Annotated in this window: 15 protein-coding genes; 7 read left to right on the top strand and 8 right to left on the bottom strand. The window is 63.8% G+C overall.

Features of this window, described 5'->3' with window-relative positions; translation table 11 throughout:
- Positions 1–12: 12 nt before the first annotated feature.
- A complete protein-coding gene (locus AC51GR_RS09915; RefSeq protein ID WP_496324454.1) occupies positions 13–705 on the bottom strand; it encodes a hypothetical protein in 693 nt (230 codons plus the stop codon).
- 211 nt (positions 706–916) lie between these two features.
- On the opposite strand from AC51GR_RS09915, the gene AC51GR_RS09910 reads away from it, so the two are divergent.
- Positions 917–2,188 (top strand): hypothetical protein, encoded by a 1,272-nt coding sequence (locus AC51GR_RS09910; RefSeq protein ID WP_496324629.1) that lies wholly within the window; start codon positions 917–919, stop codon positions 2,186–2,188.
- A gap of 29 nt (positions 2,189–2,217) precedes the next feature.
- Complete coding sequence (locus AC51GR_RS09905) at positions 2,218–3,513, top strand: lipase family protein (protein WP_496324628.1); 1,296 nt, start codon at positions 2,218–2,220, stop codon at positions 3,511–3,513.
- A gap of 163 nt (positions 3,514–3,676) precedes the next feature.
- Here AC51GR_RS09905 and AC51GR_RS09900 read toward each other — a convergent pair whose 3' ends face one another.
- The 3 genes from AC51GR_RS09900 to AC51GR_RS09890 all read right to left on the bottom strand — a co-directional run bounded on the left by AC51GR_RS09900 (position 3,677) and on the right by AC51GR_RS09890 (position 5,427).
- Positions 3,677–4,225, bottom strand: coding sequence for a flavin reductase family protein (locus AC51GR_RS09900; protein WP_496324453.1), 549 nt, complete (start codon positions 4,223–4,225; stop codon positions 3,677–3,679).
- Positions 4,222–4,743, bottom strand: a complete 522-nt coding sequence (locus AC51GR_RS09895; RefSeq protein ID WP_496324452.1) for an NADPH-dependent FMN reductase — start codon at positions 4,741–4,743, stop codon at positions 4,222–4,224. The genes AC51GR_RS09900 and AC51GR_RS09895 overlap by 4 nt, the downstream gene beginning before the upstream one ends.
- A gap of 174 nt (positions 4,744–4,917) precedes the next feature.
- Positions 4,918–5,427: a winged helix-turn-helix transcriptional regulator gene (locus AC51GR_RS09890; protein ID WP_496324451.1), complete on the bottom strand. Its 510-nt coding sequence runs from the start codon at positions 5,425–5,427 to the stop codon at positions 4,918–4,920.
- Positions 5,428–5,509: 82 nt separating this feature from the next.
- Between AC51GR_RS09890 and AC51GR_RS09885 the strand changes: the two genes are divergently transcribed.
- Genes AC51GR_RS09885 through AC51GR_RS09875 form a run of 3 tightly spaced genes read left to right on the top strand, consistent with a single transcriptional unit; the run spans position 5,510 to position 7,291 of the window.
- Positions 5,510–5,881, top strand: a complete 372-nt coding sequence (locus AC51GR_RS09885) for a nuclear transport factor 2 family protein (protein WP_496324450.1) — start codon at positions 5,510–5,512, stop codon at positions 5,879–5,881.
- Positions 5,882–5,939: 58 nt separating this feature from the next.
- Positions 5,940–6,488 (top strand): DUF2243 domain-containing protein, encoded by a 549-nt coding sequence (locus AC51GR_RS09880; RefSeq protein ID WP_496324449.1) that lies wholly within the window; start codon positions 5,940–5,942, stop codon positions 6,486–6,488.
- Positions 6,485–7,291 carry a cytochrome c oxidase assembly protein gene (locus tag AC51GR_RS09875; RefSeq protein WP_496324448.1) on the top strand — a complete coding sequence of 269 codons (807 nt, stop codon included), beginning with the start codon at positions 6,485–6,487 and terminating at the stop codon, positions 7,289–7,291. The genes AC51GR_RS09880 and AC51GR_RS09875 overlap by 4 nt, the downstream gene beginning before the upstream one ends.
- Before the next feature lie 282 nt (positions 7,292–7,573).
- Here the strand turns inward: AC51GR_RS09875 and AC51GR_RS09870 are convergent, their stop codons facing one another.
- Complete coding sequence (locus tag AC51GR_RS09870) at positions 7,574–7,858, bottom strand: hypothetical protein (protein ID WP_496324447.1); 285 nt, start codon at positions 7,856–7,858, stop codon at positions 7,574–7,576.
- A gap of 31 nt (positions 7,859–7,889) precedes the next feature.
- On the opposite strand from AC51GR_RS09870, the gene AC51GR_RS09865 reads away from it, so the two are divergent.
- Positions 7,890–8,654 carry an alpha/beta hydrolase gene (locus tag AC51GR_RS09865; protein WP_496324446.1) on the top strand — a complete coding sequence of 255 codons (765 nt, stop codon included), beginning with the start codon at positions 7,890–7,892 and terminating at the stop codon, positions 8,652–8,654.
- Positions 8,655–8,779: 125 nt separating this feature from the next.
- A complete protein-coding gene (locus tag AC51GR_RS09860) occupies positions 8,780–10,564 on the top strand; it encodes an HNH endonuclease signature motif containing protein (RefSeq protein ID WP_496324445.1) in 1,785 nt (594 codons plus the stop codon).
- 22 nt (positions 10,565–10,586) lie between these two features.
- Here AC51GR_RS09860 and AC51GR_RS09855 read toward each other — a convergent pair whose 3' ends face one another.
- The 3 genes from AC51GR_RS09855 to AC51GR_RS09845 are packed head-to-tail and all read right to left on the bottom strand — an operon-like array spanning position 10,587 to position 15,234.
- Positions 10,587–11,342, bottom strand: a complete 756-nt coding sequence (locus tag AC51GR_RS09855; protein ID WP_496324444.1) for a maleate cis-trans isomerase family protein — start codon at positions 11,340–11,342, stop codon at positions 10,587–10,589.
- Positions 11,318–13,489, bottom strand: coding sequence for an FAD-dependent monooxygenase (locus AC51GR_RS09850; protein WP_496324443.1), 2,172 nt, complete (start codon positions 13,487–13,489; stop codon positions 11,318–11,320). The genes AC51GR_RS09855 and AC51GR_RS09850 overlap by 25 nt, the downstream gene beginning before the upstream one ends.
- 8 nt (positions 13,490–13,497) lie before the next feature.
- Positions 13,498–15,234: a nitrilase-related carbon-nitrogen hydrolase gene (locus AC51GR_RS09845; RefSeq protein WP_496324442.1), complete on the bottom strand. Its 1,737-nt coding sequence runs from the start codon at positions 15,232–15,234 to the stop codon at positions 13,498–13,500.
- Positions 15,235–15,258: the final 24 nt, after the last annotated feature.

Genomic DNA, 15,258 nt, shown 5'->3' with positions numbered 1-15,258 from the left:
GCGGGTGGTCGGTCACCGCTCGAGTTGACCGGCCACCCGCTGTTCGAGCTGTTGGGTGGTGGCGGCCGGTAACACGATCAACCCGTCCAGTTCCTTGCGCGCCCGGTCATAGGCGCTGCGTCGCTCGTGCTGGGGTGCCTCGCTGTCCTGCGCCAGATGCAGCAGGCTCTGGCCACGGCGCAACCGCTCCTGCTCCGGTTCGGTGAATCCCGATCGACGACGCCGCTTCGCTTCGGTTTCGGCCACGTCGAACGCGGTGGCGTACTCGTGGACCGCATCGCGGTATTCCCGGCGGCGCTCGCTGTCCTCGATGAGGTCGTCGCCGCTGTCGGGCCGCAACAGATCGGCCTTGCGCTTCGCGCGGTGGAAATCGATCGTGAGGGGGTCCCGCAGATCGATCATCATCGGGAAGTCGAGCAGGGTGGCCGCATCGAGTTCATAGGCGAACCAGCGGGCATCGGTCTGGTTGTGCTCGTCGAGGGTTTTCGCGATGTCCCGCTTCACGGCTTCGGCATCTGACCGCCGTTGCCCGGAGGCCTCGATCTCCGCGATCTTCGCCTGCTGTTTGAGGCGATAGCGCTCCTGCCTGCGCTCTGCGCGACGCTCGTTGGCCGCACCGATCGTCTTCAGGCCGCCGCCGATCGCGCCGCCGAACACGAATACCAGCCACCAGTAACTGCCCACGAACTCGAAGAACGCATCCACCCCCCAAGCATGCCGGAGTTTTCGCCTGCGCGGCATGCCTCGCCGGACCGGACCGGAACGCGATTGACTATGAGTTGAGTCACAGATACCTCAGGGCACCCGCTTCTGAGCTGCGGCAATGCCACGCCGGCCCCCCGGTCCGGGTACCCCTTGGGACGGTTCTGCCATATCGTCCCAGCGAGTTATTGCGACTCGAAATGGGGCCTGTGTGATGTTTGATCGTGACGGTCATTTTTGCCGACCACTCCTCCGACGGGGGGTTGCGGCGATTATCGTCCTCTTCACCCTCTGCACCATCGGAAGCGTGGCCCGGGCCGAGCCTGCACCGGGTCTGGACCGTTATCTCGATCTCCCCCTGACCAATCGGGACGCCTCCCGCGGGCCGGGCGGTGTGCACTCCGCATTGCCCACCGATCCGGCAGAACTGCGCACCCTCCTGGATCAGGCGCGCGGTCAGGCGGTGGCACCCTCCCGCTACGCGGCGTTGCTGTACCAGTACTGGCTGGTCGAGACGACCACTGCCGCCGGAATCGATCTCGCCACCTGGAACCCCCGACTCGGGGTCGAGGCCAATCGGCAGAACCTGATCAAGTCGTACACCTTCTACGAACAGCTCCAACTGAATCACCGCGAGCTCCAGTGGGCCGGGATGGCAGGTCAGGTCGGCGCCGACTTCGGCGGTGGCCTGATCGATTTCGAACTCGCCACCAACGTCTACGACTGGACCCGGCTCCAAGGTTTCGCCAACGCCATCGTCGGGCAGGCAAACCAGGCCGGTGCCGGTCTGGTCGAGCAACTTCCGACCGGACTGCGGGCACTGGCACGCGTCGGATCCACGGTGACGCCCGATGATCTGCACTTCGTCCTCGGGAACATTCTGGTGATGCAGAAGAACATCTTCAGCGACCTCATGCCCATGCACCGCGCGTACGTGGCCGGCGGGCTCGCCCCACTCGAAGAGATGCGGGCGGCCGGCCTCTTCGGTGATGACATCCTCGACGCCTGGCGCGATATCGCGTCGAACGACGCGGACCGGATCGCCGAGGGCAATGCCGTTCTGCTGCAACGCGAACAAGGCCAGATCATCAAGGAACAGTGGGACCGGACCCGCGCTTACAAGGGTGATGTCGGCGAAGCGATCACTTATGTGAGCACCGTGGGCGGCTCACCGTCGGTGGCCGGCGTCGTCGCGCCGAGGTCATTTCGGCCCATCGAGATCAGCAACCGTCTCGCCGATGGACGCACCGCGACCCTGACCACCCCGTTGCCGTCGTGGAATTGGGCGGAATACGAACCACGCTGGGACTACATCACCATCGAACTACTGCCGAAATACAAGGACCTGGTGAACCATGACTGGCCGTCCCTGGAGCGAATCTTGCGCACACCCTACGAAACCCAGCTCGAAACACACCGTCCGATCATGAGCATCCCGTCGCTGCTGCAGGCCGCGGCGGCCGGCACGAAGGTGAGTGTGTCGTGAAAAGCCTCTCGACAGCACTGTCGATCCTGATGGTCGCCCTGGTGGCAGTGTCGGTGAATGTGCCGGCCGCCCAGGCAGAACCGGTACGTACCCCGGACCTGGGCGAGGTGTTCAACGGCTATGTCATCGGCACATTCGCCGACGGCCGCATCGCGAGCCCCGACGAGATCTTCCAGGGCCTGGCCGCCGACGATCCGTTCTACGCCGAACCACGGCTCCGCGGGGACGAGAAGCCGGGCACCATCCTCAAGGCCAAACCGGTTGCGGTGCAGTTCACCGGATTTCGGCCCGGCAACATCGATGCCTACAAGCTGATGTACGTCACCACCGACCTCGACGGCAGCGCCGAGATCAGTACCGGCATCCTGATGATCCCCCGCGACGGTAAGAAGAACTCCGAACGTGGAGTCGTCGCGTACCAAGAAGCCAACGACAGCGTCGGTGCCTACTGCCATCCGAGCACCCAGTGGACCGGTGGCGCCCCGATGGACGGCTCCTCCTGGTCCGCGCTGGGCCCGCTGGGCCAGATCTTCGGCAAGGGCCTGGCAGTGATGATCTCCGACGTCGGCAATGACGGTGATCCGTTGCCACACGGCGTCTTTGCCGGAAAGTTCGGCGGCAACGCGAATCTCGATGGCGTGCGGGCCGCGTTGGCCCTACCCGAGGCCGGTCTGAGCGCCGACGCCCCGATCTCGATCTTCGGTATCGCCGGCGGCGGTGTGGGCGCTGCGTTCGCGGCCGAGAATCACGCCACCTACGCACCCGAACTCAACGTGAAGTCGACGGTCCTGGAGGGCATGGTCGTCAACCAGCGCAACTTCATCCGCACCGCCGACGGGTCGGTGGGCTCGGGGTTCGCGTTTGCCACGCTGCTCGGTCTGGAACCGCGCTACCCGGAGATGAAGATCGACGAGAAACTCACTCCTGCCGGTAAGGCGATGGCAGATGTGTTCCGGACCCAGTGTCAGACACCGGCCTACTTCGCGACACCGTTCCTGCCACTGCGAACCCTGTTCACCAGCGGACAGAACCCGGCGGACATCCCGGAGTTCCAGCACGTCTACGACGACAACCTACTCGGGTCCAAGAGCCCGGATTCGAAGGTGCTGATCACCTCGTGTGCGGCCGATGATTCACCGATGTCGTTGGTACCCGCGCAGGATGCCCGGGATCTGACCGCGAAATACCGGGCCGGGGGAACCGACGTCAGCTATCAGCCCTCGGACTGCAGCATGCTCAACGCGCTGACCAACCTGTACGGCTGGGGCACCGACCTGTTCGGGATGCAGACCGTGAACTGGATGGCCAACACTCTGAAGGAGTGAAACCGTACGGCACACGTCGGCCACCGTAGAACACCGACCGCCCGCCGATTGGCGAGCCGTTCTCGTTGGCGGCGTGTGTGTTTGGCAGCGGTTCGTGGCTGGGATCGTGATGTCGGCGGCGATGATCAACGCTTACAGGAAGCCGGCCGTTCGGCGGTGGAACTCAGGCGATCTCCTGGTGATGGATCCGCGGGAACCGGCCGTTGTGAAATAGCAAGGGGGCCGCGTTTCGCGCATGTCCGACCTCGTTGACCAGGAACGTGACGACGGTGTGGTCGCCGGCCGGAAGATCACCGGAGATCTCGCAATCCATCCATGTCACTGCGCCGTCGATGAACAGTGCTCCCTCGTCGCTCACCCATGTGTCCAGGTCGGCGAACCGGTCGGCGTCCTTCGCGGAGATCTGTCGACAGGCGGCACTCTGGTCCTCGGCAAGGATCGAGATCCCGATGCGGCTCGCCCGTCTCAGGATCGGCCACGTCGACGACGCGTTGCGGACCGAGAACATCACCATCGGTGGGTCATAGGAGACACCGACGGCCAGTGAGGTTGCAACCATCCCCTGCGGTTCCCCGTCCACAACGGCGCACAAGGCTGCGACCGCGGCCGGGAATCCGTTGAAGACGGCGCGAACTTCCGCGGAGTCGGCGATCGCCGGGGCCATCGAGCCGACGTGATCCCCGAACCGGCGGTGGGCCTCGACGGTGCTCACCGGGCACCGACCTTCAGTTCGGCGGCCGCGCGGACCTGGTGCAGCGCCACCGCGTTCGCGGTCACCCAACCCTCGATGATCTCATCGGCCCGATCCATCTGCGGTGTCTCGAAATAGAACCCCGCCGTCGGCACCAGCGCACCGAGTTCCACGAGAAGCGGCCGCAGGTTGACCTCGGGAGCCATCGAGTGGCCCTTGTCGGCGCCGGTCATCAACGGGATGGCGCAGACATTCTTGAGCCCGAGGTTCGGGTATCGGTCCAGGAAGCTCTTCAGAAGACCGGTGTAGGTGGCCTTGTAGGTCGGGGAACCGACGATCACCAGATCACTGGCCGCGACCGACTCGTTCAGGGCGGCCATCTGGTCCGACGGCCAGACGAAGATCTCGGCGGTGTGCTCGGCGAGGTCCACCGTCGCGATCGTGTCCTCGTCGGTGGCGATGGCCGCGGCGAGTAGCCGGGCGAGGGCAAGGGTGCGGGATCCGGCCTTCGGATTCCCTACAACAACGCTGATCTTCAAGACTGCCTCCAGTGTCGTAACGATGCTTGGGCAGGCCAGGACCAAGCACGAATGTGCCTGCGTGCAATGCGAATGACTCCGCCGCACAGATATTGGCCTGTGGTGCCACCGAGGTCTTGTGTCTCGAGCGGATGGCGCCGGCTTACGGCGCCTCCCAATTATGCATGCACGACGTCACTCCGGCATGTCTTTGCGTTCTGGACGCAGTGCCTCATATCGCTTCTGCATGACCTCGCCGGCAGCCGGGCCGGCGGCATAGACGTACCCGGAGCCGTCAATGCGCTCACCGGTGGCTGCATCGACGACAACGGGCTCGATTTCGCGACCCGTCTGCGCGTCGACCAGGATCATCGACCGCTCCTCCGGTGCCAGCTGCGCATTACGCCATGCCGCCATCGCGACAAGCACGGGGCGTAGCGACCGACCCAGGTCGGTGAGTAAGTATTCGTAACGATCCGGACGTTCCTGATAGCGCCGTCGATCGAGAATGCCGGCCTCGACGAGGGCTTTCAGTCGGCTCGTCAGCATGCTGGACGAGAGACCGATGTTGGACTGGAACTCGTCGAAGCGCGAGTAGCCGTCGAAACAGTCATGCAGGATGAGCACCGTCCACCACTCGCCGACCACGCCCAGCGTTGTCGACAACGGGCACTCCCGGTCCTCGAGTCTGATCTTGCTCACCATCCGGACGCTCCCTCGTCGACTTACTGCTAACTTAGCAGTAACAGTCACTTCTAACTTAGCAGTGACAACCGAGGAGAACACCGTGACAAACCCGCTGGTCGCCGACTGCCCAGATGCCGTCCGCGCATACATGACTCTCAGCCAAGGCGATGATCGTCCCGCAGCCGTGGCACTGTTCACCGAGGACGCCCAAGTGACCGACGATGGGCACGACTATCGCGGCGTCTCCGAGATCAGGACCTGGCTCGATCGGGTCGCGGGCGAATACACGTACACCGCGACACCGACAGCCGTGCAGAACGAGGCGACCGACAAGACCTCGATCCGAATCCGACTCGAAGGCAACTTTCCCGGTGGACTCGTCGACGTCGACTACCGCTTCCGACTCGATACCACCGGCCGACTGACACGCCTGACGATCGCGCCAAGCGCTGATCAACCCGGAACGGCCTGACGTTACGCATTCGGCCACCAGGGGTACTTCCGAGGAAACCCACTTCGGAAAGGCCACAATGAGTACATCCGCAGACCCCGCCGTGGAGAAGACATCTCGATCGTTGGCCCTCCCCGGCGTGATCCTGGGCATCGGACTCGGGGGCTTCGTCGACGGAATCCTGCTGCATCAGATTCTGCAGTGGCACCACATGCTCACCGGGACCAACGACGACAACATCGGCGTGAAGTACTACCCCGCCAACACTGTGCACGGGCTGGAGATGAACACGATGTGGGATGGGTTCTTCCACACGTTCACCTGGCTCGCAGTACTGCTCGGCCTGGGACTGCTGTACTCGCAGGTCACACACGACCGTCGTCGCCTTTGGACATCCCGGGCGCTCTGGGGATGGGTCCTGGTGGGTTGGGGCGCGTTCAACCTCGTCGAGGGCGTCATCGATCATCACATCCTCGCCATCCATCACGTCCGGAGCGGCGATTATCAAACTCTCTGGGACATCGGCTTTTTGGCGCTCGGAGCACTGCTCGTGATAGCGGGTTGGCTACTGCAGCGCTCAGCTCGGCCGCTTGATTTCGCGCGCGTGAGAGTCGACGGCCCGGTATGACGCAACTGGCGCACGGATCAGCGCAGCACGGCGTCGACTGGACGCAGATGGTCGCATATACGTCGCTGGCCGCCGTCGCCACCGCGTACGTTGTCTTCGCCGTACTGCGATCACGCGAAGCCCGCGGTTGGAACCATTGGCGTACTGCGAGTTTCTTGATCGGAGTGGCGATACTTCTGATCGCACTGCGCCCGTCGGTCTCCGACAGTTTCGGCAATCACATGCTCGGGCATCTGCTCATCGGCATGTTCGCGCCGCTCGCGTTGGTTATGGCGGCACCGATGACGCTGGTTTTGAGGTCCATCCCACCCCGGCATGGACGCACCCTGGTGCACCTGCTGCGGTCGAAACCCGCACGCCTGATCACCAATCCGATAGTTCTACTCGTCGCCAACATCGGCGGATTGGCGCTGCTGTACTTCACCCCACTGTTCGAACTCGCAGACGCCAATCCCGCGCTGCACAGCCTGATCCACGTCCATTTCTTCATCGCCGGTTATCTGTTCGCGTGGATGATCGCCGGTCCAGACCCCGGACCGGACCGCCCGACGGTGCCGATGCGTCTGGTCGTTCTCGGTGTTGCCATCACCGGCCACGCCGTGATCTCACAACTGCTCTACGCCGGCCTCTACGTGCAGGTCCCCGCACCGGCCAGTGAACTGCAGGATGGCGGAACCCTCATGTACTACTGGGGCGACATCGCCGAACTTCTTTTGGCACTCGCCCTACTTCTCACATGGAAACCCGACCACCGGACGCGGAGAACTCCGGCCGTTATTCGCAAACTGCAAGGTCAGACGTAGTTGGTCGACCGTCAAATTCACAAGGACCGGTGCAAAAAAGGCCGCTTTGGTTTACCGATCATAGTAGAAGTACAAACGTTCATATCGTTGTCCCCCAAAGGAACTAATCCGAACAACTCTATTGCAAACGATGATTCCCGGCCTATTCGAATCGATTTGGTCTCAATCCTATTGCGCAGTCCATATCTGAGCGGCGCTCAATTCTGAGTGCGGTATGTTCGGTTGATCCTTTACCGAGTCATTACCTGGGGGTTACCCGATGGGCCAAGCAGTCCGAACTGCTCATTCACGATCGCGACGCATCGCCTGCTTCGGCACGGTGGGAGCGGTCGCCGCTGCTGCAACACTGATGTTCAGTGGGGTCTCCGGCGCGGCACCGAGCTTGGGCAGCTCAGGCAGTGGCAGCGTCGGTTCCGGATCGACGGTACCGGACGCGTTCCAAGAGGACCCCGGCCCGCCGCCGGTGCTCCGCGACGACATCCTCGCTCCGGCGATCGAAAAGATCAGCCAGTCCGGAAACCACGTTCGGTACAGGGTGGAATCACCGGCACTTCGCCGTGCGGTCACACTCGATGTCCTGGTGCCCACGGATAATTCGGTGAAGCGTCCGACGCTGTACATGCTCGACGGGGTGAGCGCCGGGGACAACGCCAGCGGCTGGATGTACCAGGCTGATGCCAAGGGCTTCTTCGCCGACAAAGACGTCAATGTGGTGATGCTCAATGGCGGTCGGTCGAGTGTGTACACCGACTGGGAGAAGGAAGATCCGGTCCTCGGTCTGAACAGGTGGGAAACCTTCACCGCGAAAGAGTTGCCACCACTGATCGACAACGCTCTCAACACCAATGGCGTCAACGTGATCGCCGGAAACTCCATGGGTGCGCAAGGTGCAATGATGCTGGCCCACAGGAACCCGGATGTCTACGACGGGGTCGCCGCGTTCAGTGGGTGTTACTCGACCACTGATCCGGTGGGCCGTCTTTCCATCCAGCTCACCGCTTCACACCAGAAGGGCGACCCTGCCAATGTCTGGGGTGAGTTCGGCAACGAAGCGTGGAAGGCACACGACTCCGTCCGCAATGCAGAAGCGTTGCGCGGCATGCACATCTACATGTCGGCCGGGAGCGGCTTGACCGGCCCGCATGAAGATCCGAATGATGACGACTACCTGAACAGAGTGATCGTCGGCGGTGCAATCGAGGCGGGCGCGAACCACTGCACCCGGACGCTGGAGAATCGCCTGAACAGCCTCCGTATTCCTTCGACGGTGACGTACGAGCCGGTCGGGATACACAATTGGCCGTATTGGAAGGACCAACTGCCGAAGGCATGGCCGACGATCAAGGCGGGCCTGGGTCTCTAGACGCCTGGCACATCATCAACGGGCGGGCTCACCGGGACAATTGTTCTCGGTGAGCCCGCCCGTTTGTCGAACTGCTCCCGCGACTTCGCAATCGATTGTCGTACCCCTCGTTTAGAATCAAATGTATGTTCGAGGGGGAGTTCGAAGATGCAGGTGGGGACGATGAAATCGGCCCTGTCGAATCAGCGGGTGTCAACGAGTTGTTGCGTAACACCGAGCTCGCGATGGCTCAGCAGTCGCGGATGGAGTGGGAACGGTACGCCGCTGCGGCGATGCTGCACCGACATCTCGTCGAGCCCACTGCCGGGTCTGAGGCGGAGATGCGCGCCCTTGATCCGTTCGCGCAGTGCGCGGCGAGATTATCTGCCGCACAAGGTCTGACGCAGCGGACCGCGGAGCTACAGATCAACCGTGGGGTGGCTTTGCGCGATCGCTTGCCTGCGGTCAATGCACTCTTGAAAGCCGGCCTAATCGCTGCGCACCATATTCCTGACATCATCGCCCGCACCGAGTTGATCGAGGGCTCGGCCCATATGGCCGATATCGATCGGGGGATTGCCGAGGCGCTGGGTCGGCGGGGGTCGTGGTCGAAGGGTCGGATGCGGGACATGGTCGATGCGATCATCTTCCGCCGCGACCCGGACCTCGTCCGTAAGAACCGAGAGGACGCGAAAAACAACCGTGGGGTGTGGGCCAACAACACCGACCACGGCATGGCGGTCCTGGACGCGCATTCCACGGCTGAGGAATTGACGTTGATCATGGCGCGGCTGGAGAAGCTGGCGATGGCCACCTGTAAGGCTGATCCGCGTAAGCGTTCTGATCGGATGGCCGATGCGCTCTTCGCCACGGTGATGGCCCGCGAGTTCTATTGCCAGTGCCCGAATGACCCGAAGCATCCGTGCACCGCCGAGATCGTCACCGTTCCTGCCGGACAGGTGGTTTCAGGGGTGGATGTGAAGATCGTGCTGCATGTGATCGCTGATCAGGCCACCGTCGATGGTCGCGCCGAGAATCCAGGCTTCATGGATGGGCACGGTGTCATCTCCGGCGATCACGTCCGTGATATCGCTGCCCGCCCCGAGACAGTCCAGCGGCCGATGGGCAACAAACCTGCACCCGCGCAGCCAGAGCCTGCATCTGCATATGCACAACAGGAATCCACACCGCCCGAGCCTCAGCCCGAGCCCGGACAGCCGCAGCCGGAGACAGACCCGGCGCAACCAGCAGCCGAGCAGCCGGAATCAGGGCCCGAGCAGGAGACGCCAAAACCCAAGCGGCCGAACGCGAACATGCGCCGACCGCAGAACCCACCAGCCGCGGGCGGCATAGTCACAGCGCCGTTCCCGCAGGTGATTCCACTGCCGGCCACCCAACCCGGTGACCAGTACCGGCCGTCAGCTGTGCTCGACAGTTTCCTCCGGATCCGCGACGTCTACTGCATGTGGCCCGGCTGTGAGCACAAGGCCTGGGGCGCGGATCTGGACCACACGTGCGAGTACAACCACAACGATCCCGAGGCCGGTGGCTGCACCCATCCATCAGAGATGAAGACGCTGTGCCGTTTTCATCATCTGCTCAAGACCTACTCCGACTGGCTTGATGATCAGTACCCCGATCCTGAGACCGGGCGGACCCGGCTTGTCTTCACCACACCCGAACGCCGGCACTATCACGGTCCGGGATGGACCGGCGACGACCTGTTCCCGACACTGAGGTTCATCGTCTTCGACAACCAACGCGGCTCACCGAGAACATCCCCGCCAAGATCGCAGCCGCGTACCCCTGCCAGACACGCGCGCCGGCAACAAGAACGACTCGCCAACCGCCGGCAACGCGAACTGGCAGAGCAACTCAACCGGCAACGCCGCGAAGAGCGAGGAAGGAACGAACCGCCACCGACGTTCTGACGGTGTGGATGTCGCAGACTCCTCAGAACTTGGCGAGCAACGAGCCGAAGCCCTCGACCTGATCGTTGATCCCATTCGCCCGCAACGCATGCCAGATTGTGGCGAGGTTGATGGCGATCACCGGCTTGCCCAGTTCACGCTCGAGGTCGGCAGCGACATCCATCGCCTCCAGGTTCGTTCCGCACTGGATCAATGCGTCGACGTCAGGTCCGTCGACGGCCAGGAAGCCCGCCCGGATGGTTTCCGGGGTCTCGTCCGCGATCGAAGTGGCCGACGCCGACTTCAGGCCGTGCACGCCGGCCACGTCAAAACCGAGCTCGGTGAAGTACTTACGCACCTGCTCGTCGCCGACCGGCTGGTAGGGGGTCATGACGCCGATTCGGCGCGCCCCGAACGCTTTCAGTGCCTCACCGGCAGCGGTGGCCCCGGTGGACACTCCCAACCCGGTCAGTCGGCGAACGTTGGCCTCGAACTCGGCGTTGCCCGCCACGCCGCCCCAGAAGGTCTCCGCAGACATCCCCATCACGATGTAATCAGGGTCGGCGGTCATCACCGTCTCCAGCGCTGCGGGTAGTGCCTCGTTCAGGTTCTCCCGGAACAGCCCGAACGCGTCGGCTGAATCCAGGGCCACGGCCTTGATCATGATCCGTCCGGTGTGCCAGGACGAGTCCTGCAACCGGATCCGGTGGAACTCGCGCTCCACCGATGTATTCGTCGAGGGAACGATCAGCCCGAACTTCTTGCCCTTGGTGATCACTGATGTACCGGTTCCTGCCATTGTGTGTCCCTCTCGATTGAAGTGGTGGGCGCGGCCAGGTGGGCCTTCGCCCACCGGCCGACCTCGGCGTCGGCTGCCAGCTCAGCACCGACCCCAAGCAAATCCGTGAAACCTCGCCAATCCTGCTGGGACCGGCCCGAGACACCGGTCCGACGAATCGACCGGTACGTCTGCGCGACCGCCCCGGCCGCAGACAACAGCGGGCCCACCGGGTAGATCATCAGGGCGACACCGCATTCGGCCAGAACCCGCGTAGGTGGAAGCGCCGAGTGGTCGCCGGCCTCCGACAGGTTCACCATCAGCGGCACGCCGGGCACCGCATCGCGGACCCGGCGCAATTGCGCCTCCGCATAGGCACCCTCGACAAGGATCAGGTCGGCGCCGGCAGCGGCATACGCTCGTATTCTCGCCAGCGCGGCGTCCTCACCGTCGACCGCCAGCGCATCGGTCCGGGCGATCACCAGCGCGCTGCGCCTACTCCGCACGGCCATCGCCACCTTGGCCGTCATCTCCTCGACCGGGATCAGTTCCTTGCCGTCGAGATGCCCACATCGCTTGGGTGCCAACTGATCTTCGAACTGGATGGCCGCAGCACCGGCCCGCTCGAGACGTTCGACGGCCTCGCCGACCTGCAGGACGCCGCCATAGCCGGTGTCCCCGTCGACGATCAACGCCAGGTCGCTCACCGCGGTCATGCGCCTGACCTGTTCGGTCATCTCGGCCAGCCCCAGGTATCCGAGGTCGGGACGGCCCAGCGCAGTCGCCGATACGGCGGCCCCCGAGACATACGCGACAGCGAAACCGGCATCGGCCGCGGAGCGTGCCGTGACCCCGTCATACACACCCGGAGCGATCACCGGGCCGTAGCAGAGCCGCTCCGACAGGATACGTCCGGCGGGACGAGCCGTCTTCGGCACCGCATGAAGCTCGCGGGCCAAGCGTCCCAGCGTGATCCGCAACGACGTGAACATCGCCGAGGCACGCAGGTGGGCCCGCTTGTCGAGCAGCTCGATGTCCATCTCCGAGAGTTCATCGGCGCGGGCGGCCCGGGCCTCGTCGTCGTCGGAGCGCATCGAGTCGTAGTTCTTCTGCGCCTGGGCCTGCACGTGGTTGAGTGCGGCGTCACGACGCAATTCGCTGTACAACGTCGCCGCGTGGGTGTCGTCGGTGTCGGTCAGTGCCGCGTCGACACAGAGTGCCGCGGCCCACGCGTCGTGGATACCGCTGTTCATACCCATGCCACCGAGCGGGTTGTTGACGTGCGCGGCGTCTCCGACCAGCAGGGTGTGGCCGACCGAGAACGTCGCGGCCGCACGCATGTTCACCTTGTAGATGGAGGCGTGCGGGATGTCGTACGCCGTCGGCTGAGCCGCGATGCCCTGCAGTCGGGCCTCCAAGGCGGCCGGCTCGAGAGCCTGCTCGTCGGACTCGGCGTCGCGGATCGGGAACAGTGCCCGCCAGTGGTTGGGGGTACGCAGCAGCACACCCCAGTCCTCGGGATCGGAAATGTACGAGACGTACGCGAGATCGGGGAAGTCGTCGCGGAATTCGTGCGTGGTCGAGATGACCAGGAAGCGCTCGTCGTAGGTCCGGCCTTCGAACGAGACCCCGAGCGATTTGCGGATCGCCGACTGTGCGCCATCGGCGGCGATCAGCCATCGGGTCAGGATCGGATGATCACGGTCGGTGTCGGGCAGGAAGATCCGGGTGTGATCATGTCCCTGTTCGACCCGGACCACCGGACTCGAGAACCGCAAGGTCACATTGGGCATCATGACCAGGACCTGGTGGATGATGCGGGTCAGATTGTCCTGTTCGCTCTGAATCCGGTACGGGTACTTGGTCTCTCCCTTGAGCAGACCCATGTCCATCTCGGAGAGGACCGTGCCGTCGCGCTCCCGGTATTGAAAGACCGGGGCTTCCAGGCCGACCGCGAGCAGGTCGTCGACAACACCGAGCTCTTCGAGCAATTCGAGTGTCGACGGATGAAAGGTGGACGCCCGCGATTCATCGGACAGGCGGTCGCCCGCCTCGAGAACCAGTACCTGGTGGCCCAGTTGGGCCAGCTTCAGGGCCGCGACCATACCCACCGGGCCCATGCCGGCCACGACAACCGTCTCCATGGCGCGTTCTGTGTTCACAGACATGTTCTGTCTCAGCTCTTCTCGGCAAGCAGGGGCCCGTACAACTGCGGTTGACGGCTACCGACGGGGTCCAGGTGGTACCCCATCATCTTGTTGTGCGATTCACGCAGATCCAGCCGGACGATCAGCTGCTCTTCAAAGCCGTGCCTGGTCCACTGCGCGGACGGATACCGCATGAGCGCAATCGGCTGGCCGGGAATGAACGGATCAGCGCGGACGATCTGGCTCCCGATGACGGCCGGGCTGTCGAGCCGGTTCACCGACACGAGGTGCACGCGGTTCTCTTCGGTGCGCTCCGTGGCCGCCATCTCAGGCGCCTCTCGGCGATCCCAGTTCGCCGGATGCACAACCACTTCGGCGCCGCGCAGGGTCAGCAACCGCATCACCTCCGGTACCCACACCTCTGAGCCGATCATCATCCCGATCGCCCCGATCTCGGTATGGGCGACCTCGATGTCGTCACCGGGGCTCGCCCACTGCAGATCTGCGTGGTCGAGGTGGGTCTTGCGGTATCGGAAGACGACCGTGCCGCTGTGATCGATCAGATACGCGGTGCTGTGGTGTGCCCCTCCGTCGGATTCTTCGACCAGGTTGACCACCACCCACAGCGAATGTTCCTTGGCCGCGGAACAAATGGTCTCGAGAACCCGCTCCGATACCACCGCGGCGGCGGCCGGGTCCGCGGCCACCTCACCGGGCTTGAAACAGAACAGCTCCGGCAGCACACCGAGGGTCGCACCCTGCGCTGCGGCGTGGGCGATCTGCCCCACCGCACGGGTGATCGTCCACTCCTGGTTGTGGAAGTAGGACACCTGCAGCGTTGCGACATCGAGGAACTGTGACGGCCGATCCGGATCCACCGGACCGAGCATCGAGGCGACGGGCAGCGAGGCATGGTCGCTCATCAGGTCACCGTAGAGATCCGGTCGGCGCCAACCGAGGACGTCGGCGAACCCCGGGACATCCTTGTCGTCGGCAGTGCCGGGAGTGATGTCGGCCCAGATCAGGCCTTCGTCTTCTTCACCGGCGCAGGCGAGTGTTTCGCCTGTAGGACTGACGATCTGCGACCCGCCCATCCATGGCCAGGCGTCCGCCGGGCCTCCGACAGTGTTCGCCGCGATGTGCCACACGTGATTTTCCATGGCCCGCAGGGGCACATGGACCCGGAGTTCGTCCGGGCCACGCGAGTTGAGGGAGTTGCAGAACACCTGCGCACCAATGGTTCCCAGCACGCGGGGTACGTCGGGAACGATTCCGTCGGCACACATCAGCAGCCCGAGACGGCCGACCTCGGTGTCCATGACTTCGAGTTCCTTGCTGCCCGGGGTGAACAGCGTGTACTCGTAGTCCCAGAACACCGTCTTGTGGTGGACGTACAGCAGGTCCCCCGACGGGCCGATCAGCAGTGATGCGATGTAGACATCCGGTGCCGTGGCACCTCGCACATCCACGCCGACAACGGCATGGATACCGGCATCACGACAGGCCCGCTTGAGACCGGCGACGAACTCACCCTCGAGTGTCTCGGAGAGCTCGTGGCACTCTTCGCGGCCGCTGTAGTTCCGAAGCCGATTACTGTTCTCGGGCAACACGACCAGCTGGGCGCCGGCCGCTGCCGCGGCCCGGATGTAGGCGGCACACAGTTCGGTGTTCGCAGCGACGTCGGTTCCGGAGAAGAATTGTGCGGCAGCTACCCGGACCGTGTCCGCGCCGCGGGACTCAAATGAGTCCAATGTTGTGATTTCCATATTGTGGTTATCGCCTTTCCAATA

The organism is Williamsia sp. z71 (assembly GCF_059553375.1).
The sequence above is the reverse complement of the archived record's forward strand: the minus strand, read 5'-3'. Positions and strand labels throughout refer to the sequence as shown.